We start from the raw sequence: 21349 nt of genomic DNA, 5'->3' as shown, positions 1-21349 counted from the left end.
ATCAGAATATAAAGGATATACCAACTTGCAACACATTAAGGTTCCTTAAATCAAATTCTATATGATCAAAGTCATTTATATAATACTCCCCCACCTTACCAACATTATGCAGCATGTATTCGGCACTTATACGGAAAGAATTATTAAAGTTGTATCGCGCACCTAGACCTACATGGAAATAGCTTTTACTGAATTCATTTGACCCATAATAGTTACCACCAGCGTAAAATTCATCCATAGTATATGACCAGTCCAGCTGCGCAAAACTATAGCCCAACAACAAATACATGCAGGACCTGTCGCAATACCAAGATAAATCCAGAGTTCCTGTAATTGAAAATACATCCAAGCGATGTTTCTGATTGACCTGGTATCGCTCAACAACTGTAACTTCGTCATCGATATAATCGATATTTTCTACCAATATCGATCGCCCTAAATTTGTTCTGCCATAGCTAAAGCGAAGTTCAAACGGGTAGCCATTGAAGTCGATCCCGATATCGACGCTGCCCCAAGGCTCACTTCCTGAACTTGAGGTTTTGTAGTAACTATATTCGTAAAAATAATCGTAGTAGAAATATGGGTCATAAAATACACCCACAGTACGATAATCCTGCTTAACCTCCAGCCTATTAACTCCACCATTCAGTGAAATATATGGACGAACCCCCCACGGGTTTTCTAGACTACCATAGTCAGCAGCTATGGCCTCCATGGAAAAAATAAGTGATCCAATAATGACAGCTGAGTGCAGGCGCATAGTAACCTCCTTGTCGCTTTACACAACTCAAGACCCTCACAGAATCCAATACATTGATTTGTCGATATGACTAAAAGTCCTTTACAGCGGAACAAAAAACAATTTGTCAAAGCTCCCATCTTGATATCGACAAATGGTGTTCTTATGCAATGAAAAGCTATGGATTCAAAGTAAATTTGTACTCCTATAAATTTAAAAATAGCAGTTACTCCTAACTTCCAGGGCTCAATTTACTGCCAGGGTAGCGAAAGGTGTTAGCAAAGTGATGAACGGGCATAAACCAACAATGTAAGAACGAAGCCGTTAGATTTATACACGCCGTTTAAATACTCTGAATTTCAGATATAAACAACAATCAAAAACGATACTCTTATATTATTCATACTTTGATGCCGAGCAACACAAGGAGGAGGGCTGAAAATCAGGACACTCCGCGATCCCTTGCCGTTTTATGTCATTTGACCAACTATTTTATGCTGGCATAACATTTACCTCAGCATCAAGATTCTTTGTGGCAACCCCGGTCAATGAATACGAAATTGCGTCCAGGGTTGTCACGCAAAAAAATATCATTTTGGCGGCGCACATTTATCGGCTATCGCATATAACTCCACCCTACTGATATGAAAACGATCCATATTCACATCCTTAAAAGCCATTAACTGGATCTCAAAGAGTCTAGTTTGCAATACCCGGTTGTGCGTTGGTGGCGCATACTTAGACTTACTACTATGTAAAAACTATTTCTCGGATCGGGATACTATTTGTCAGTCAAACCTAAGAGGAATAATTAAACACTCAATGTCCGCCGTAACTTCAATAGATCCTAATAACCAATGCAAACTTCGTACTCTCTTTTCCCACATCAGAATTACACAGTGATCTATAAACTAATACCCACTTGTAACTAAGTGGCAAAACTTGGCTGGCCATTAATTTTGTTTGCGCAAATCAGGTATATCATGATGCTCCCTCTCCACGGAAAGCGTATTCTTTCATTCGAAACCTGGGGCGCAGGGTCCTTTCATGGCACTTTACTAGCTTTTCTGGGCGCAGAAGTAGTCAATATTGAAGACCCCAAACAAGGTGGGAATCCACTTAGAAAAATGGGATCTATCTATCTTGATGAAGCTCGCGAAGACAATGAGACAAGTGAATCGACGCTCCACAACAAGAAGAGCTTGGCCCTGGATATCAGGGATCCCACTGGCAGGGAGGTATTCTTGAAGCTTGTGAATAACTCACATGCTGTTATCGACAACTTTCGAGGTTCTTTGCCCGAAGAGTTAGGCGTTACCTATGCTGACCTCAAAGTGGCGAACCCCAAAATAGTTTGTACCCATCTCTCAGGGTATGGCAGAGACAACAATAGAAAGCACTGGCCAGGATATGATTTCCTTATGCAGGCAGAAACTGGTTGGATGTCAGTGACTGGAGAACCAGGATCGATCCCAACCAAAGTTGGCGTGTCAGTAGTGGATCTCCTGGGGAGTGTCTATTCAGCCCTCTGTACCGTTTCAGGGTTACTGAGGACCGAAGTCACAGGAAAAGGCGGTGATTTTGACACTAACTTATTCGATATTGCGCTAAATTGCCTCTGCTACCAAGGGTTATGGTTTCTCAACGAGGGGATAGTCCCAGGGAAGCAACCTCGCTCAGCCCACGCATCCCAAGCACCTTGCCAATTAGTAAAGACAGCAGATGGTTGGTTTTACGTGGCCTGCTTAACCCAGAAATTCTGGGAAATGCTTTGTCACGAACTAGGCTCCGATTTATTACAAACTAATGCCCGCTTTTTGACCAATGAAAGCAGGATGCAAAACAGAGAGCTGCTGACAGAAGCTCTAGACCAGCACTTCCAGAAGAGAACAACAAAAGAATGGTGCGCTCAAATGGAGGGTAAAATCCCCTGTGCCCCGGTCTATGATATCGCCGAGGCGCTTAACAACCCCTATGTCCAAGATAACGACAAGACTGTATCAATTCCTTATACACGCAGTACAAGCCGTGACTCAATACAATTTATAAACGCCCCCTTCTCTATTCCCGACACTCCTCCAGTGCCTTTCCAGCAAGCACCACTTTACGGAGAGAACACTCGAGAGATCCTTGGTGACTTGGGTATCCTACAAGATGAAGTGGAGTCCCTGGCAAAAGCTGGCGTGATCTATTGCTGCTGAAATGCATCGGTACTGATGAGGATAACTCCCAATTGGCCAGACCACCCTCTACCTAGGCGCCCTGTTACTACAATTTCCTCAGTTCCACCCGATACCTCACCACCCCAGGAAGACGGGATTGAACGGGAGCTACCTTAACGCTATGAACATCGGCCACCTGGATTGGAATGCCATTCTCGCCCACGCCCGCAGTCTTTCACTCTACGGTGGACCAGATATACCGGTTTCTGCCGTATGTCTCGATGACATTCCCGTTTGTGGCCCCGTTGAACTGAAACATATCAGCCAAAATGCCGCGCAGGAACACGGAGCCATTATCATGTCTAGCGGCGGCACAACTGGAAAGCCGAAGCTGGCCTATACACCTTATCACCAGGCAATTCAAAGATTGCTCAAGGAATGGCGCCCGCTCAGCTCTCAAAGTGTTCTTCTTAATCTCTTTAATCCTGGGCGGCTATGGGGTGCACACTACTTTATTCAAACACTGGCAGAGGCTTCCAAATGCACCATTGCACCTACAGGCCCCTTTATACCCGGTGAGGTGGAGAATTGGCTGGAACTTCTACATAACATCGATGTGGACTCACTTGCTGGCGCACCCACAGGACTGGCAGATTTTGCCGAAGGTGTACTAGGTTCAGGCCGCCAACTCCCAATAAAGACAATTATCTGGATGGGGGAACCTTGGACCAAAGCAAAGTTGAAGGTCATACGTAAGGCTTTTCCTGATGCTGGGCTGTGGTGCGACTATGGATCGGTAGAAACCAATAGCATTGCTGTCAATTCCCCTGAGTGTGATTTGAACATATATCACCTTTTAGCTGACCAATTGATCGAAACTGACGATCAAGGCGCCCTGCTTACCCGTGTAGGTACAGGGTGGACAGTACCCATAGTGCGTTACCGGTTAGGTGACCTAATCCAAAAAGCAACTTGTCCCTGTGGTCGCCCTAATGGCCTATCTATTCAGGGGAGAGCAGATGACAATGTCGGGTTATGCAGCGCCCTTCTGGACCTCAATAAGATCATAGAACTCACCTATGAATGTGAAGGCGTCGAAGAAGTTCAACTACTTCTCAGCGGCGACACACAAACAAAAAAGTCTGCCGATTCAATAGTCGTTCAGTTCACAGGCACGGCAAGTGCCAAGAGCATCTGTGAGCGTATTTTGTACAACATTCACAACCTCGCCTCTGTTGTCAGACAGTACCCTCAGTCCTTCACAATACAAAAAGCCGAGCGACTTAAGCGTATCGAACGCACCAACAAAGTTCCCCGGGTAATTTGGAGAATGAGCGATGGGAAATAGCGGTAGAACTCAAATCATAACTCCCCCTAGTGCATCCGACGGCCCTATGTGGGACCGTCTTATGGGAAACTATAATTTTGCCTGCCTGATGGTTTCTGCAAGGTTGGATATCACCGGGCTAATTGAACGCGGTTACGATTCCTGCGAAGCACTCAGTAAGGAATTGCAGCTCAGCAATAAAGGAATGGGCTTCTTTCTGTTGATTCTGAGTCATTTGGGGTATATCTGCTTCGACAAACAACAAGTGAAAAATACAGAGCTGGGGAAATGCTACCTCTCCAAAAATAGTCACTACTATTGGGGGAAGTCTTACTCGATCCTTTTCAAATCTATGACATCAATCACCTGGATAAAAAGATACTCACCAGCTTACAAAGAGAATATGAGCTGGAATGTAAAGGTCGCTCTGTAACCGACATGTGGCAAAAAAATGACATGGACGATGACTCAGCAGCAGCTTTTACTCATCTGATGCATTCGCAGGGGTTTGCCTCCGCAGTTGAGGCTGCTTCCTGCGGTATTTTTGAAAACGCTCAAACCCTACTCGATGCCGGTGGAGGCTCTGGAACCATTGCTCTCGCCTTCTGCGATACCTATCCTGAGCGCAATGCGCTGCTCTTCGACCTGCCGCCGGTTTGCGATATAGCAGCATTGTATATAAGTAAGTTCAAGAAAGACCAGCAAATCCAGATAGTTAAAGGGGATTTCTTTAGAGACCCATGGCCTGAGGGGTTCGATGGCATTTGCTTTAGCAATGTGTTGCACGATTGGCAGTATGCTACATGCCAAATCTTGATCGACAGAGCCTTCGCACTTTTACCAAAAGGTGGGCAGGTATTTATTCACGATATGCTCTTCGATGATACTCGTTTAACGCCAAGCTTGTTCTGCTTTCATTTGTTTATGAACCACGGCTCCCAACTATACTCAGCCAAAGCGCTTTATCGGATGCTTGAGACAGCAGGATTTGTAAATCCTCAATCATACCAGGCACTCGGCTATTTCTCGGTATTATCGGCCAGAAAACCCTAGCCCTACCCTTATTACCCTATTTTACTTATATGCTATCTATCGCTACTTCCACGAGCAGTTCGCTTTTTGATTACCATTTCGTCACCGATTGACTATTAGGGTATTAGCTAGAAAGTGTTTAACCTTTAAATAATAGTAAATAGTTTTTGATTTAAGCATTCTAAAACTATAACTTTGTGAGGTGCTTCTCGTTAATACATTTAAAGTGGCTAACAGGTTATATCTTTTCGATATCATTGCTTTTGCACTCTATTGCCCTTCAGGGGTTTATACTTAAAACATTTGAAGATTATTGAAGTTCCTGATATCCGACCTCACAAGGGAGATGGGTAGAAATAAACTTCATACGTTTAGAGACGCAAGTATTGCTGCATGCGATTACTTTTATCTCGGCAGTCGTAATAGAGAGCGCAATTAAATCTGTTTAAAAAATAACAAACTCAGGCGAACAGTAGGAATAATAATGAAAAAAAACTATTCATGGCCACTCTCGAAAGGGCTAAAGAAGATTTGTATCGCTCTATTTAGTTATATAACGTTGATGAGTACACCTCTATTTGCAAAGACCGATCCCTATTCAATGTTGGTTCAATTCAACCTCTATTACGATTACGAGACAGAACAAGGTACCAATGACCACGCAAAATATGCACTCGAGCTACAACGGCGCCTGACTTACTCAACACCAATTCGCTATACACAAGTCCTTGCAACACACAACAGTTATAACTCTGATGCCTATGGTGCTATCTGGGTAGGCTCTGAACAATCTGCCAGGGTTAAAGACCAAATTGATATTGGTGCTGAAATTATTGAGCTGGACCTGCATCAGTTCAGTGGTGAACAATATTTTTGTCATGGCTCATTCTATTGTAATTTCTGGCTTGATCCTCAACGCGTTCCTATCTCTACTGTATTGGGAGATTTGAGGGATTGGGCTTACAAGCAGGATCAATATGGCACTAACCGTACAGTAATCGTACATATCGAAAATGCGGTATCGTCCGGTGCCCAGGTAACTTTTAAAAATCATCTTATAGATCAGATAGGCCTGGAATACATTTACACACCCCAAGACTATAGAGAGGACTTTCCCAATGGGATTGAAGTCACGAGCTATAAACGAACCTCACTCCCCTCTCAAGAGTTATCACGGGAGACAGTCCGTAAACATGATGGTGTAAATGGAAAAAAGAGATTCGTATTTTTCTGGACAAAAAATGACAGCAATATTGGGGATGATAATGAGTCATTCGATGTAATATTCGATGGATGGGGTGGACTGGACAGACACTGGAAGAGTGGCGATGACGATTCCCTGGATAACTGGGATGACGGCATCAACACCGTAGAACACTATGATGTCAGTGCTACAGACAGCAGATTTCAAAATAAAGGACTATGGTCTTGGGGAGAGGGAGAACCCAATGATCATGGTAACGGAGAGGACTGCGCTGTTATCAGAAGCGACGGGCGCTTTAATGACCGCCAATGTGATCGTTCCTATTCATTTGCTTGTAAGAGACGGTTAAATGGCGAACTGCATGTAAACGACTTAAAAGATGATGGCGCTATCAATTACCCTGTTATGTGGTCACTGACTACGAGTAAGTCTACCTGGTCGAATGGAGAAAGTGAATGTCAGGCACTGGGTACTCAATGGCACTTCGATGTGCCTCGCAATATGATGGAAGCGCTCGCATTGAAAAGTAAGCTGGCAGCTGCCAGTGAGACAGCAGCCTGGATTGCTTATACTGACCAGGATAGTGAAGGTACAATTGAAGGTGACTTTATAATAACAACTGTAGATTACTAAAAAGATATTGTAGGGTTCTTTGTCTTTAGGTAATTAGAGATCTACTAACTTTCAACTTGATCTGACAGTTACCCGCTTCTTAGAAGAAGCCCTGTCAGATCAAGTTCAATCATGCCTATTTTTAATGTGAAAACATCTTATCTTTACGGCCCATCATCCTATAAAAATATTTAAAAGACCTCGTAATAAACAATCTGTGGTACAGGTAACGAGCTACCGATGACTCCTATTCTCAAGATTAACAGCAGCCCGCCAAATTTTAGCTATGAACTCTATAAGCGCTGTTCGGTCGCCGGTACGCCCCTTTCCTTTATCAGCGGTGCAAACCTGAAATATGTTAAAGTTCGCCAAAACCACTCTAGCGGCCCCATACGAAATGCCTTAAGCCAAAGATCCGAATATGCCAGCTGAAACAGGCCCAGCAGCACACAGACCCCAAGTACTTCTATACGTGTCAGCTCACCATACAAACCCAATCCAAAGCCATAAAAAATATAAATACAAATAAATGATTGAGCCAAGTAATTGGTAAATGCCATCCGCCCAACGCTTTGGATCTTGCCTTTGATCCATAGGTGTTTACCTAATTTGAACCAAAGGCAGATCAAGCCGATATAACCGATACTGGTAAATGTGGACCCTACCAAATTAAAAATGGCACCATAGGTGAAGTAATCATCCATACTCCAGTCATGACTATAGTTCCAGATAAGCCCTATACCGGTCAATGTCACCCCAATAGCCAACCCAGTAATAGCTAGTTTTTTGTAGGCAGACGAACTGGCCTGGCCACGTAGGATATCCAACTTAAACAGGCCCATTCCCAGCAACATCATAGCGGCAGCTTTTAAAATAATGGAGAGACTAAAGTAGGAAATAACGATTGCTGATTCCGGACTAGAAGCTAAATTACCAGCAACTAATCGACTCCCGACCAGATCCCAGAACCCTCCTCGATATATTTCTATATCTTGCTGGATCTGCGCTGTATCAGGGGCAAAAATGGCTGCCGTTGCATATCGAGCTTCTCCTGTTAGGGGGTCTATAAAAGCTCCTGTCAGATATGAGCTATATGCTGACAAGGCAAGAGTAATCACCCCCAATGCAATCAGCCAGCTTCCGCGCAACTTGTGTAACAAATAGACAAACATGGCTATAAAGGCATAGATCATCAGGATGTCGCCTTCCCAAATGAAGATGCCATGACAAAGGCCTATCAATAACAGCCAGAAATTTCGACTGTAATGAATTTTTGCAGCAGACTTATTCTGTTGCTCACGTTTCTCAGCTAAAAGTATGATGCCTGCGCCGAAAAGCATGGCAAAAAGCCCCATGAACTTTTGATCAGCAAACAAATGGAAAAAGCTAAAGAGAAAATCATTCAAAGGGCCATTTGGCAAATAGGCCTTTGGATTCAAATAAGCCGCCATAGGCATAGAGAAATTTATCATATTCATTAAAGGAAGCCCCAATAAAGCGACTCCCCTCAACAAATCCAACTGTGATATTCGATCCTGCATATAAGTCCTTTTAAAACTAAAATACGTTACAGATATATACTGAGGTGGAGATTACAGGAAAAAAGGAAGAAATCGCTATATTTTTTCTGCTCGTAGGTACCAACTAGGGCCTTTCTAGGGAAGCTTTGATAAATGGACTTCTAGCCACCCCCATGGGATGAGAGGATGCATCTGAGAAAGAAACTTCTCGCGGGGAGTTCCATGACGCTTCAGATTATATGCAGCTTCGGCAAAGGTAGCTAGGGGCAAGATCTTGACGGATAGCGGAATACTACCAAGTTGGCTCGAAATTAATCAGAGGTTTCCTAACTAAGCTAAATATCAATTAACGTATTACTATCCAACATCGCCTTTGCCTGCTGAAATGCAGTTTCGGGTACATAAGGATGGGAGAAAATCCAAAACTGCCCGCTTTCTATACCACTAGTAATGATATCAGCAGCTTTTTCTGGCTTCATACCTTCAGAAACCACCTTGACAACTTTGGCTTTAACTTTTTTCTCGACTTCAGACTCAGGGTGAATTACCGCTACACTTGCAGGCCTATTACGTGAAGAGTCGAGAATATTAGTTTTTATAGCACCAGGACAAAATACAGAAGTTTTTATAGGCGAGTTAGCTAAACGAAGATCCCGCTCTAAACTTTGCATTAAACCTACAACACCAAATTTTGAAACATTGTAGGCCCCTAAGTACCCTATACCATATAGGCCGGATTCCGATGCTACAGACAATATATGGCCCTCGTCATTCTGTTCGATATGAGGGAGAAATACATGAATACCGTTAATAGGCCCCCACAAATTCACTGATAAAATCCACTCCCACTCATCCATAGAGGTTTCTGCTATAGCCCCCAAAGGACCTATTCCGGCCACATTACAGAGCAAGTGTACCTTATCAAAGTGTTTTAAAGTTCTATCAGCTATGTTTTGCACATCCCCAAGTTTAGATACATCTGCTTGTACGCATATACACTCAGCACCTTCTAGTGCTATCAACTTGGCTGTTGATTCGAGATGACTTAGGGTATATCCGGCTAATACCAACTTCATTCCTTTTTCGGCCAAACGTATTGCTAAAGCCCGCCCTAGTCCACTTCCCGCCCCTATAACAACAGCAACTTTATCAGACAAATCCATAACTTTCCTTTTTACAATATATTCCACGTGACTAGGAACTTTAGATTAAACAAATCCTTAAATAGTTGATATATTGCTATTCACAGCAATAAAAACTGAATAAATTAAACCTCTACCAATAATCTGAATAACTACCAGGAATCTTATCCTTTAGCCCTTCAGTAAAACTCTGTTGTGGCCATTTAAGCCACTTAAACTTTAATGAAGCTATAGATTAACAACCTAATGAACCGGGTATTGTATTTCTTTGGCAATCACCCACATTTTATAATCTGCAGGCATTTCAGATAAGTAATCGAGAGTTCGATAGATAAGATGTTTCTCCATTTCATCGACTCCAGAAGACTTGCTCCAGCCTTCTGCTGCTAACCGGTACATAAAAGTAACCAAAAGGAATTTCTGCTTGCTTGATAACCCATTTCCATGACCATTGATCATCATATGCATAGAAACAAGGTCATAATCCAAGTCAAAAATTGACTCATCAACCTGGACGGATATCTGGGCCGAACGACCCGATACAGAGTTCCCCCGCGCAATCACCTGCATTTCATCAAGAAAGAAGGAGACATGAGCACTATTAGCGGCAGAGCTGTTTTGATAGCGCCCTCTAAGTGCCAAGTCCCTTATCTGACGATTTGAAATTTCACCCTTTAGCCAGAGTTCTGTCATCTGGGTAAACGGGTCGTAGTCCTCGCTCTGGACTATGTACTCATCTGCAAAGGGGGATAAGGAATAGAAAAGCGCGACAAGCCAAAAACAGATCCTTGTTACAGTCATTACAACTACCACTCGAAGTGAAGACCATGCCACGCGGTCGATTATGACGGGAAATCTATTAAATTAAGTATAATCAAGAATTATTGTAGGAACATTGATCGGGAGGACACTTGCACTCATTTACGGGCGAATCAACCGGGGGCTTAAATTCCACATTGATCTTAGCTTTTTTAGCCAGCCTTTTCTCTTGAAGCCTTTCCAAAGCCTCCTTCGTCATTGCGTTTATCTCCCCAGAAAGAAATTTATCAACAAACATTTCGGCTTCTTGATCCAGACTGTAACTACTACGTCCCATTCCCTCTCGTGAGTTATATTTCGATAAGCTATAGGTCAGTAATATCTCTTGAGCTTCACTATCAAACTTACTGAATAGATCTATGATCCAATTAGTTTCCAAGAGGTGTTCAAGAGCTTCAAGATTACCTTGAAGCTCTAAATAGATAGCGGCAAAGTCCTCACCTCCTTGAAGGATCCGGCCTATGTAACCAGCTTCCTCTTTGTGGAAATAATCTAATCTTGCCTGGATGTTTATTTCTTTGATGTCATTGGCGATAACATAGCGACCCAACTTTTCCACTTCAGCCACAGTCATACCAAGCTCATAAAGCTCCTCCTGATTCGTCTTTAACATATACCAAGAAGAGAGTACCCCTAGCAGTCTAAATGACGTCAGCCACGCTCGTTGCTTTCCTAAATCAATCTCGTACCACGCGGACTTTCTCTCAAGCCCATACTTACTGAGGTATGACAAGTCCTCCCCTCTATTAGCAGCTTCCCTAACAGCCCTCATTCTTTGCCAGGCAGCCCAGTTCCGCTCCCTACTCAGCACCCATTCACTGTTAATCTCTTCATTATGTTTATAGGTAGTCGCAAATAACTCCTCGAGAGATGTGCGTTTAGAATCTGCAAAAGAAGGTGCCGCCAATAAGAAGATCAGAAGGAGGCAAACCGGGGGAGTTAATTTCATAGAGACACCTTGTGGTGCTGTTGTAGTCGCATTTATCGAAGGGAATCTACTAACTATCGTCAAGAAATCTCTGCCGAAGGGTTAACCTGTGCCGTAATTACCCCTAGTAGAAGAAAGAAAAACTTGGAAATACCTCTTGGTCACATAGCGAAAGCAACCTTTGTCGAGCAACCGGCCTCTGGTGTATGATTTATCAGTAATGAAGAACTATTCGTCCACATTTCGCGCCAAACTGATAGCCATGGCGGCCTTGCTCCTGCTGATTTTGCAGGTGCAGACCGTGCTCGCCTGCGAAATGATGGATGACCCCAAGCCATCAGCCGAATGTTGCTGTGATGATATGGCCAAGGGGTCAGACTCAGATGATGACTGTTGTGGCTATGACGCCCAAGTCTCCCTGAAGACTTCGCTGGACGACCACCAAGTTGCCGTCACCGCCGCATACTTGAATCTGGAACTTCCCCAGTTGGCGCCACCGCCAACTTACCAATGGCCCCAAATACTGGCTCCGCCATTCGGTACGCCTGAATTATCTCCTACTGCGACAGAATCCCACCCCGGCAACCGAACCTGGCTTGTCACTTTGCGCCTGCGTATTTGATCACTCCCTTTCTCTCTGACTAGCGAAATATGCCCCCAGCCCATGCTGGCGGCTTCAGAAAGATTGTTCTAGGAGTGAACCTTTTGATTTCCCAACAAGCTATAGCGGCCATTGGTGGCCTGCTCGTTGACCCGTTTATTGATAATGTGCTTTGCGCGCAGATGCCCCTTTCCTTCACTCAGGAGGGTGCCCTATGAGCCAGCAAAAAACATTGAGCTTAATCGCCCTTACCCTGATGTTAGCGGCTACCGGCGCGGCCTTTTATTGGAAGAAAATTTCTGCACAAGCCGAAGCTCCAAATGCCGATTTTGTGCAAGCTGGCCCCTTCCAGATCGCCGTGTCTGTCGACCCGTTGCAACCCCAAGCGGGTAAAAACCAAATTCGAATTGAAGTTCGTAATGCTGACAATGAGCCGATATCTGGAGCTGAAGTTCGCGCGGTAGCCGAGATGCCCGCCATGGGCGCCATGCCAGCTATGCGTGCCGTGGCAGATATCAGTGAATCCAGCCCCGGTATCTTCACCGGTGAAATTGAGCTGGCCATGGTGGGCTCCTGGCCCATGGTGGTAGATGTAGCGACAGGCCACGATAAGCATGTCGATTTGGCCTTTGATATGAGCACCAATCGCAAAGGCCTGCGCCTGAAATCTGCGCCTGAGGCTTCAGATACTGCCTATTACACCTGCTCAATGCACCCATCGGTAAGAGCTGCCGAAGCCGGTACTTGCCCTATTTGCGGTATGAACCTGCAACCTGTGAGCCACGATGAACTGCAAAGTGGCAGCATTGTGGTGGATAGCGGCCGGCGCCAGGCCATTGGTATCAAAACCGGTATCGTCGAGCGACAGCCATTCGCTTTGCCCATTCACCTACACGGCCAGGTTACCTATGACGAAACCCGCTTGCGCGATATCAGCCTACGCTTCGACGGCTGGATTGGTGAGTTAGATGCAGATTTTGAAGGCAAGCAGGTTAAACGCGGCGAAGTACTGTTTTCTGTTTACAGCCCGGAGTTGCTCGCAGTCCAAGACGAGTATCTAAAGGCCCGCCGACGTGGCGACGCACTGGAGAAAGCAGCACGAAGGCGTCTACTGTTGTGGGGTCTCTCTGAAGAGCAAATCGACTGGCTGGTTGAACAGCAAAAAGCGCAGGACTATATCCCGATTTTTGCACCCGCCAGTGGTGTGATTATTGAGAAGAATATTGTCGCGGGCTCTGCGTTTGAAAAGGGCGACAACCTGCTGCGTATAGCCGACCTCAGCCAAGTTTGGATTGAAGCCCACGCCTACGAAGATCAGTTGCCGCTGATAGAAAAAGGCATGCCGGCCAAAGTGCGTTTAACCAACGTCTACCACGAGGAAATCCCAGCCACCCTCACCCAGATTGACCCCTTCCTGAATCACAATAACCGCAGTGCACGGCTGCGTGTGACCCTGCCCAATACCGATGGTGAACTGCGCCCGGGACTGTTTGCGGACATCATGTTAACCGCCGAACTGGGAAATCTCCTCGTGGTACCCAGGGATTCAGTATTGATCTCCGGCAAGAAACGCATTGTTTTCCGCGACTTGGGCCAGGGTCGTCTGGAGCCGGTGCAGGTACGCACCGGTTATGGCGACAGCGACAGGATTGTTATCCGTTCTGGCCTCCAGGCAGGAGATAAAATTGTCACCTCAGGTGTATTTCTGATCGCGGCGGAAAGCCGCCTGAAGTCGGGGGTACAACAGTGGTAAATTCTGAACCCAAAGGGCTAATTGCCCGAATTATTGGGGCCTGCGCAGGTAAGCCGGGGATCACTTTGATTCTTGTCGCGATCGCGGCCCTGGCGGGATACCGGGCGCTAACCAGTGTCCCTCTGGATGCGATTCCGGACCTGTCCGACGCCCAGGTAATTGTGATGACAGACTGGCCAGGCCGCAGCCCGGACCTGGTCGAGGATCAAATCACCTACCCGCTTTCCACTGCGATGCTAGGTCTGCCCAAGGTCAAATATGTGCGAGGCCAGAGCTTTTTCGGTCTCAGCTTTGTCTATGCCATCTTTGAAGACGGCACCGATATTTATTGGGCCCGCTCACGGGTTCTCGAATACCTCAACCAGGTAGCCGACCAACTCCCGGAAGGTGTTCAGCCAAAGCTTGGCCCGGATGCCACCGGAGTGGGCTGGGTATTCCAGTACGCACTGGTTGATCGAAGCGGTAACAACGACCTGCAGGAACTGCGCGCGCTACAGGATTTCAAGTTGCGCTATTGGCTCACTTCTGTTGAGGGCGTGGCCGAAGTCGCCTCCATTGGCGGCTACGAAAAGGAGTACCAGGTCCAAATCGACCCCCATCGCTTGCAGATGTTTAAGGTTCCGCTCGGCAAAGTGGTCGAGGCCATTCGCCGCAGTAACAATGACACAGGAGGAAGGGTACTGGAGATCGCAGGCCACGAACATATGGTGCGTGGCCGGGGCTATATACGCAGCGTTGACGATCTCGAAGAGGTGGTGATCGGGGTCAATGCGGCAAAAATTCCGGTGACTTTGGATCAGGTAGCGGATATTACCCTGGGGCCTGCAATGCAGCGCGGTATTGCCGAGCTGGACGGCGAGGGGCAGACCGTAGGTGGCATCGTAGTAATGCGCTACGGTGAAAATGCCCTGAAGGTTATTGAGAGAGTTAAAGAGCGCATCGAGCAAATCCGTGCAGGCCTACCGGAAGGCGTTGAACTGGTAGTGACCTACGATCGCTCACAATTGATTAATAGCGCGATCGACAATCTCAAAAGCACCTTGATTGAAGAGATGCTAGTGGTCGCCGCCGTGATCGCTATTTTCCTACTCCACGCCCGCTCCGCATTGGTAGCCGTAATCACTCTACCGATTGCTGTTTTACTGGCCTTTATTCCACTGTCCCTACAAGGGCTTACCGCCAACATTATGTCACTGGGAGGTATTGCCGTAGCCATCGGTGCCATGGTGGATGCGGCAGTGGTAATGGTGGATAACATCCACAAAAAGCTGGCAGCCGATGGGGATAAGGAGTTGTCTCCAGGCGAGAAAAGAACGCTAATCGTTCGGGCAATGCAGGAAGTCGGACCGAGTATTTTCTTCTCCCTGATTATTATCACGGTTTCATTTCTGCCGGTATTCGCGCTGGAAGCTACCGAAGGCCGCCTGTTCAAACCCCTCGCCTACACCAAAACCTACAGCATGGCTTTCGCCGCCCTATTGGCAATCACCTTGATTCCAGCTCTTGCTGTACTGCTAATGCGCGGCAAAATTCGCAACAGGGAAAATCCGATTTCCCGCGTTTTAGTCCATACACTACAACCAGTGATTCACTTTTGCGTACGGCAACGCAAGGTTGTAGCCACTCTCGCGGTACTAGCTCTGGTTTCTGTGGCTTACCCCATTAGCAAACTAGGTGGTGAATTTATGCCGCCACTCAATGAGGGCAGCATCCTGTATATGCCTACCGCCCTACCCGGCATGTCGGTTACCGAAGCGGGCAAGGTGCTGCAACAAATGGACGAGGAACTGAAAGCCTTCCCAGAAGTAGAGCATGTATTTGGCAAGATTGGCCGCTCCAATAGCGCCACCGATCCTGCACCGCTCTCAATGGTAGAAACCGTTATCACCCTGAAACCTAAAAGTGAGTGGCGTCCCGGCATGACTTGGGACGACCTGCTGGCGGAAATGGATGAAAAGCTGCGCTATCCCGGTATGCCCAATATCTGGTGGATGCCCATCCAAACCCGCACTGAGATGCTCGCCACCGGTATTCGCAGCCAGCTCGGCATCAAAGTGTTTGGGGATAACCTGGAGGAAATCGAACAGACTGCTTTGGCCATCGAAGAAGCACTGCGCAGTGACCAACGCACTTCGGAGCAAACCCGAAGCGTCTTCGCCGAGCGTCTAACCGGCGGTTACTTCCTGGACTTTGATATCGATCGCGCACGGGCTTCCCGCCACGGCTTGAATGTACAGGATATCGAAGATGTGATCGCCGCAGCGGCTGGTGGCCTGGCCGCAACCCAGACCATCGAAGGCCGCGAACGTTACGATGTGTTAGTGCGCTATGCCCGCGACTACCGGGATACTCCTGAACAGCTGGAACAAATCCTGGTCCCCGCCTCTGATGGTTCCCAAGTGCCCCTGAACCAGCTGGCTGATCTGGACTTCCGCACTGGCCCGCCCATGATCCGCAATGAGGATGGGCAGTTGGTGGGCTTGGTATTTGTCGACTTGAAGGGCGATATCGGCGTTGCAGATTATGTTAATCGCGCAAAGCAGGTTGTTGCCGATCAGGTTAATCTGATTCCCGGGCAACGTATCGCCTGGGCCGGCCAATACCAATACCTGGAGCGCGCCAAGTCCCGCCTGCAATGGTTAGTGCCCCTGACCTTGTTGGCTGTGTGCTTCCTCCTGTATCTGCATCGAGGCAGGCTATCCGACACCCTGTTTGTACTCACCGCCATGCCAATGGCACTGATCGGCGCCTTCTGGCTGTTATACCTGCTCGACTACAAACTGAGCGTTGCTGTATGGGTCGGTATGATTGCCATGGCTGGTCTCGCCGCTGAGATGGGGTTGTTAATGCTGCACTACTTATCTGCCGCCGGAAATAACTCTGAGCGCGGCAATACTGCGACTGTTGCCCAAGCGGCAGCTGGCCGTATTCGCCCGATGCTAATGACAAGCCTGACACTGTTAATTTCATTAATACCAGTTATGGTTTCCGATGGCACCGGTGCAGATGTTATGAAACGGATCGCAGCACCAATGGTGGGCGGCACCATAACCACACTGCTGTTTGTATTGTTAGTGATGCCCGGGGTTTTCTATCAATGGAAAGCTCGTGAAGGTAAGCAAAGCTGACTTAAATAAATTGGGGCACCGGGTTGACGCTACCCTGTGCCCCTGCACTCTTCGCACAAGAAGATAATCTGGATAGAAGAGACTTTGACGGGAACAAGGTGATTCATAGGTTTCTTCAAGGTTAACTGTTAAAATTCCATACAAATTTTGTATTGCACAATCTGCAAAATTGCGGCGATAACACAGGCTAAGTAGGTGACGATCACTTTCCCTACTGCTTGTGTAATACGTGTATTTGACATTTAACGACTCCAGGATTCACCTTGACTGCACCATTTTCCGATCTCCCCCTAAACCCCGCCCTGCTGAAAAACCTGGCGTCACTCAACTATAAATCCATGACCGAGGTTCAGGCCAAAACGCTTCCGATCATTCTTGACGGCAAGGACGTTATCGCCCAGGCAAAAACCGGTTCCGGTAAAACTGCCGCTTTCGGTTTGGGGGTGCTGCATCGGCTCAATGTCAGCCGCTTTCGGATTCAATCGCTGATTCTGTGCCCAACACGGGAATTGGCAGACCAGGTTGCGCAGGAACTGCGCCGATTGGCACGGGCAATTCACAACATTAAGATTCTGACTCTCTGCGGCGGAATGCCTTTCGGCCCTCAAATCGGCTCCCTGGCCCATGGTGCCCATATCATCGTTGGTACTCCAGGACGTATCGAAGAACACCTGCGCAAAGGAACACTCTCCTTAGAGCATGTCGATACGCTGGTCTTTGACGAAGCCGACCGAATGCTCGATATGGGATTCCAGGACGTTATCGATACTATTCTGGCGCAGATGCCAACTGGGCGGCAGTCGTTACTATTCAGCGCTACCTATCCCGATGAAATTGAAAAGCTCAGCGCCCGAGTGATGCAAAAACCGGTGATGGTTAAAATTGACTCTGCGCATAGTGACGAGGTGATCGAACAACGCTTTTACAGAACTGAGAGTTTCGAGGATCGCCTGGAGATGACACGGCGTGTTCTGCTCAATGACAAACCAGTCAATACCCTGGTTTTCTGCAACACCAAACGCGAAACCGATGAGGTGGCCGATGACCTGAAACAGGCTGGCTTCAATGTCCTCGCCCTGCATGGTGATATGGAGCAGCGCCAGCGCAATGAAACCCTGGTTCGATTTGCCAATGGCAGCGCTTCAATTCTGGTGGCCACCGATGTAGCGGCACGCGGTCTTGATATCGACAAGCTGGATGCGGTTATCAACTTTCATATCGCCAAAGACCCGGAAGTGCACACCCACCGCATCGGACGGACCGGCCGTGCCGGTGAACGCGGTTGCGCTTACTCCTTTTTTGCCGAGAAGGAAGGCCACAAACTGGTTCGTATGGAACTAACCCAGGACCCACTATCCGATCCAGATACTCCGCCACCTGCCAGCATATTAAGTGAACCCCCTTTCCAGGCACCGATGGCTACCCTACAAATCGATGGCGGCAAGAAGCAAAAGGTCCGCCCCGGCGATATCCTGGGTGCCCTAACCGGCGGCGATCGTCCGATTAACGGTAAAGATGTTGGCAAGATTAACGTACTGGACATGACCGCCTATGTTGCGATTAAACGCAATGTAGCATCACAAGCACTGAAGAAATTAGAAAACGGCAAGTTGAAAGGACGTAAATTTCGGGTGCGGCGTATTCGAGGCTAAGTCGAGTGAATATCCCCTGGCGACGCCGGGGGATTGCCCTTTTGCGCTCGCTTCTGGTTCATGGTTATCCTGACTGTTATTTCAAAAGCTGACGAATAATATAATAATCAACTATGAATCAAAGAGTTACAGAGTGATATAAGAAATGGGGTAGTAGTCAAAGTGATCCTTTTTGCAGTTTGCACGGCCGTGACAACTAAATTTAACCCAATGACTTTATAACAATATTTTCGTTATAGCGAAGAAATTGATTCTGAAATTGTAATCAGGATCATAGTGGTCAATATGGTTACTATATAAATGTTATGTGACATAGAGAGATATGGGAATATTTGAAGTGTTCATGATCATTTTCATTTCTACTGTTGAATGTTTGGCGGAAGAAAATGAACGGCACCAAGAGGTCGCCACAACTTGCATACCTATTTATGTCAATGGTAATGGGTGCGTCGCCTTTGCTTTATGTCCGTAGCATAGAGCCAAACCACACAGCGCTTGCAGTTGTATTATCAGGTGTAGCATTTTTTTGGTTTGCAATAGTTGGGGCTCGCAGTGCAAACACATAACAAGTTTGTCAGCGATCGCCCTTCGGGCTGGACAGCTTTAAGCGCTGCATCGCAGCAAAGCTGCCCGCTACAAAGGCTTTATCTGTCTGTAGGAAAAAAATGAGAAGAACTCGAAAAAAGCCAATAGACCTCTATGGTGAGATTGATTCAAACTTGCTCAGCTGTTGGATCACCTCATTTTTAATGGGGCCCCTTGCACTGATTACTCTCACATCTACGTTACTTCTTGGAGTGGGATTCGATACCTTAATTCTAGCGTTGGCAGTGCTGATTTTCTCTCAGGCGATAAGAGGCATTGTCAAACTACGCAAGTTAAGGAAAGGTTTGCAGGAAGATCCACAGTCAGTGAGGCATACTGATATTCTAGCTGCACCAAGCTTTAAAGGGTTGTATTGGTTTATTCGCTAGCGAACACATAAATTATCGGGCAGCCGGTAGGTTCTAGCTACCGGCCCAACACTACCCACCATACGGTACTGCAATCAGACTCTCACTCCCACCCTGCGCCAGTTCTTCCAATGGCTCATTCTTAATCTCCGCCGTATCCAATAGTCAAGATCAATACATTTTTGATAGCCTTGGGCTATCTGAAATTGGCATCATGGTTTCATTTGAGTGCCCTCGTTTTAAATTAACAAGTTAATCAAGTGGGCGCCTGACAGTACAACTTATCAAAGCTTAATAAGTCATATGTATGGAAGCTAAAAACTATAAATATGGGGCTTGCTGGATATGTTTGAGCCCATTACTTTTAATAATGGCTTCTATGTCTAGGGCTGAGCCCTTCACCACTAACGACATCCAGCTAATTATATTTTCTGCGCTTACACTCACTGGTTTTGCAGTGGGAATTGGTTGTGCAGCTCTCTCGCCCCAAAAAGTACTAAAGTACACTTTATGGCCCGTTGGAGTTTACTTTGTCTGATCCTACCCATCAACGATGGACACTCTCTTAAGCGATAAACTACGCAGCAGAGGTGCTCTATGACAAGATCAAATAAACCAACCAAAACCACTCGTAAACAATACTCAGAGGAGTATAGGAAGGATGCCCTAGCACTGGCGCTCAAGGTCGGGGTAAGCGTTGCCGCTAAACAGCTTGGATTGCATCCTTCCCAGATTTACGGATGGCGAAGTAAGTCTAAGTTACATCAGAGCCGAGGGGATGCGGAGAGAGAGCTGGCCACAGAAAATGCTCGACTTAAGCGGCAGCTGGCTGAGCAGGCAGAGGAGCTGGCGATCTTAAAAAAGGCCGCAGCGTACTTTGCAAAGAGCCTGAAATGAGGTACGCCTTCATGCAAAAGCACAGGCATGAATTCAGCATCAAAGCGATGGCCAAGGTATTGGGCGTATCTCGCAGTGGCTTTTATAACTGGGTTTCAAGATCGGCTGACCAATCCAAGCACCAGCAGTACCGAATGCAGCTCGATAGCTTGGTACAGCAGCGCTTTATAGCCAGCAAAGAACGTAGCGGCGCCCCTCGTCTGACGAAGGAGTTGGCCAGTGAGGGGAGTAAATATAATCAGAAAACAATTGCTGCCAGCATGCGTCGACAGGGCCTACGGGCTAAAGCAGGCAGGAGGTATAAAGCCACAACCTACTCAAAACATGGTCTGCCAGTAGCTCCAAATTTGCTTGAGCAGAACTTTAATGCTGAAGCGCCGAATCAGAAATGGGCTGGGGATATTACCTACCTACGAACGGAAGAAGGTTGGTTATATCTGGCTGTAGTGATAGACCTATATAGTCGGCTGATTATTGGTTGGGCGATGTCAGAAACGATGACGGCTACATTGGTCTGTGACGCCCTTCAAATGGCTTTATGGCGACGTAAGAAACCTACGAATGTTATCGTGCATACTGACAGGGGAAGCCAGTATTGTTCTAAAGATTATCAATCTTTAATTACAGCGTATGATCTGCGGTGCAGCATGAGCGCCAAAGGTAATTGCTATGATAATGCTTGTGCAGAAACGTTCTTCCACTCACTTAAGGTAGAAGCAATCCATGGTAACCGCTTTCCTACAAGGTGCCTCATGCGAGAAACCGTATTTGAGTATATAGAGATAGACTACAATCGAAATCGCTTACACAGCGCCAATGGCTATCTCAGCCCTGAGGCGTTTGAGGAACAACTAGTCGCTTAGTGGTGTGTTCGTTGTTG

15 protein-coding genes are annotated in these 21349 nt (G+C 46.8%); 10 read left to right on the top strand and 5 right to left on the bottom strand.

Going from position 1 to position 21349, the window contains the following annotated elements:
• Position 1: 1 nt before the first annotated feature.
• Positions 2 to 760 carry an outer membrane beta-barrel protein gene (locus tag QT397_14585; protein ID WNZ54119.1) on the bottom strand — a complete coding sequence of 253 codons (759 nt, stop codon included), beginning with the start codon at positions 758 to 760 and terminating at the stop codon, positions 2 to 4.
• A gap of 962 nt (positions 761 to 1722) precedes the next feature.
• On the opposite strand from QT397_14585, the gene QT397_14580 reads away from it, so the two are divergent.
• From QT397_14580 to QT397_14560, 5 genes are all read left to right on the top strand, one after another.
• Positions 1723 to 2940 carry a CoA transferase gene (locus QT397_14580; GenBank protein WNZ54118.1) on the top strand — a complete coding sequence of 406 codons (1218 nt, stop codon included), beginning with the start codon at positions 1723 to 1725 and terminating at the stop codon, positions 2938 to 2940.
• 118 nt (positions 2941 to 3058) lie between these two features.
• Positions 3059 to 4249 carry an AMP-binding protein gene (locus tag QT397_14575; protein WNZ54117.1) on the top strand — a complete coding sequence of 397 codons (1191 nt, stop codon included), beginning with the start codon at positions 3059 to 3061 and terminating at the stop codon, positions 4247 to 4249.
• A 61-nt stretch (positions 4250 to 4310) separates the two neighbouring features.
• Positions 4311 to 4661, top strand: coding sequence for a hypothetical protein (locus QT397_14570; GenBank protein WNZ54116.1), 351 nt, complete (start codon positions 4311 to 4313; stop codon positions 4659 to 4661).
• Between the two features lie 5 nt (positions 4662 to 4666).
• Positions 4667 to 5281 (top strand): methyltransferase, encoded by a 615-nt coding sequence (locus tag QT397_14565; protein WNZ54115.1) that lies wholly within the window; start codon positions 4667 to 4669, stop codon positions 5279 to 5281.
• A 463-nt stretch (positions 5282 to 5744) separates the two neighbouring features.
• The gene (locus QT397_14560) at positions 5745 to 7097 is read left to right on the top strand and encodes a hypothetical protein (GenBank protein WNZ54114.1); all 1353 of its coding nucleotides are present in this window, start codon (positions 5745 to 5747) and stop codon (positions 7095 to 7097) included.
• Between the two features lie 272 nt (positions 7098 to 7369).
• Here the strand turns inward: QT397_14560 and QT397_14555 are convergent, their stop codons facing one another.
• From QT397_14555 to QT397_14540, 4 genes are all read right to left on the bottom strand, one after another.
• Complete coding sequence (locus QT397_14555) at positions 7370 to 8617, bottom strand: DUF418 domain-containing protein (protein ID WNZ54113.1); 1248 nt, start codon at positions 8615 to 8617, stop codon at positions 7370 to 7372.
• A 314-nt stretch (positions 8618 to 8931) separates the two neighbouring features.
• Positions 8932 to 9759 (bottom strand): SDR family NAD(P)-dependent oxidoreductase, encoded by an 828-nt coding sequence (locus tag QT397_14550; protein ID WNZ54112.1) that lies wholly within the window; start codon positions 9757 to 9759, stop codon positions 8932 to 8934.
• Between the two features lie 222 nt (positions 9760 to 9981).
• Positions 9982 to 10539 (bottom strand): hypothetical protein, encoded by a 558-nt coding sequence (locus QT397_14545; protein ID WNZ54111.1) that lies wholly within the window; start codon positions 10537 to 10539, stop codon positions 9982 to 9984.
• 73 nt (positions 10540 to 10612) lie between these two features.
• Complete coding sequence (locus QT397_14540) at positions 10613 to 11506, bottom strand: hypothetical protein (protein ID WNZ54110.1); 894 nt, start codon at positions 11504 to 11506, stop codon at positions 10613 to 10615.
• Between the two features lie 199 nt (positions 11507 to 11705).
• Between QT397_14540 and QT397_14535 the strand changes: the two genes are divergently transcribed.
• The 5 genes from QT397_14535 to QT397_14515 all read left to right on the top strand — a co-directional run bounded on the left by QT397_14535 (position 11706) and on the right by QT397_14515 (position 21332).
• Positions 11706 to 12107, top strand: coding sequence for a hypothetical protein (locus QT397_14535; GenBank protein ID WNZ54109.1), 402 nt, complete (start codon positions 11706 to 11708; stop codon positions 12105 to 12107).
• Positions 12108 to 12300: 193 nt separating this feature from the next.
• Positions 12301 to 13839 (top strand): efflux RND transporter periplasmic adaptor subunit, encoded by a 1539-nt coding sequence (locus tag QT397_14530; protein WNZ54108.1) that lies wholly within the window; start codon positions 12301 to 12303, stop codon positions 13837 to 13839.
• Positions 13833 to 16967 (top strand): CusA/CzcA family heavy metal efflux RND transporter, encoded by a 3135-nt coding sequence (locus QT397_14525; protein WNZ54107.1) that lies wholly within the window; start codon positions 13833 to 13835, stop codon positions 16965 to 16967. The genes QT397_14530 and QT397_14525 overlap by 7 nt, the downstream gene beginning before the upstream one ends.
• Positions 16968 to 17230: 263 nt before the next feature.
• Positions 17231 to 18619 carry an ATP-dependent RNA helicase DbpA gene (gene dbpA / locus QT397_14520; GenBank protein ID WNZ54106.1) on the top strand — a complete coding sequence of 463 codons (1389 nt, stop codon included), beginning with the start codon at positions 17231 to 17233 and terminating at the stop codon, positions 18617 to 18619.
• A gap of 1550 nt (positions 18620 to 20169) precedes the next feature.
• Positions 20170 to 21332 (top strand): IS3 family transposase gene (locus QT397_14515; protein WNZ54105.1). Its coding sequence is split into 2 segments (ribosomal slippage): positions 20170 to 20428 and positions 20428 to 21332, totalling 1164 coding nucleotides; the frame shifts between segments, so codons are not numbered across the junction.
• Positions 21333 to 21349: the final 17 nt, after the last annotated feature.

The sequence above is a fragment of the Microbulbifer sp. MKSA007 genome (genome assembly GCA_032615215.1).
In the GTDB taxonomy this organism is placed as follows: Bacteria; Pseudomonadota; Gammaproteobacteria; order Pseudomonadales; family Cellvibrionaceae; genus Microbulbifer.
The sequence above is the reverse complement of the archived record's forward strand: the minus strand, read 5'-3'. Positions and strand labels throughout refer to the sequence as shown.

Bases quoted from the DNA above. Each gene is read 5' to 3' on its own strand.
- QT397_14570 (WNZ54116.1), top strand. From the start codon at position 4,311: ATGGGAAACTATAATTTTGCCTGCCTGATGGTTTCTGCAAGGTTGGAT.
- QT397_14550 (WNZ54112.1), bottom strand. From the start codon at position 9,759: ATGGATTTGTCTGATAAAGTTGCTGTTGTTATAGGGGCGGGAAGTGGA.
- QT397_14580 (WNZ54118.1), top strand. From the start codon at position 1,723: ATGATGCTCCCTCTCCACGGAAAGCGTATTCTTTCATTCGAAACCTGG.
- QT397_14540 (WNZ54110.1), bottom strand. From the start codon at position 11,506: ATGAAATTAACTCCCCCGGTTTGCCTCCTTCTGATCTTCTTATTGGCG.
- QT397_14585 (WNZ54119.1), bottom strand. From the start codon at position 760: ATGCGCCTGCACTCAGCTGTCATTATTGGATCACTTATTTTTTCCATG.
- QT397_14555 (WNZ54113.1), bottom strand. From the start codon at position 8,617: ATGCAGGATCGAATATCACAGTTGGATTTGTTGAGGGGAGTCGCTTTA.
- QT397_14560 (WNZ54114.1), top strand. From the start codon at position 5,745: ATGAAAAAAAACTATTCATGGCCACTCTCGAAAGGGCTAAAGAAGATT.
- QT397_14530 (WNZ54108.1), top strand. From the start codon at position 12,301: ATGAGCCAGCAAAAAACATTGAGCTTAATCGCCCTTACCCTGATGTTA.
- QT397_14535 (WNZ54109.1), top strand. From the start codon at position 11,706: ATGAAGAACTATTCGTCCACATTTCGCGCCAAACTGATAGCCATGGCG.
- QT397_14545 (WNZ54111.1), bottom strand. From the start codon at position 10,539: ATGACTGTAACAAGGATCTGTTTTTGGCTTGTCGCGCTTTTCTATTCC.
- QT397_14565 (WNZ54115.1), top strand. From the start codon at position 4,667: ATGTGGCAAAAAAATGACATGGACGATGACTCAGCAGCAGCTTTTACT.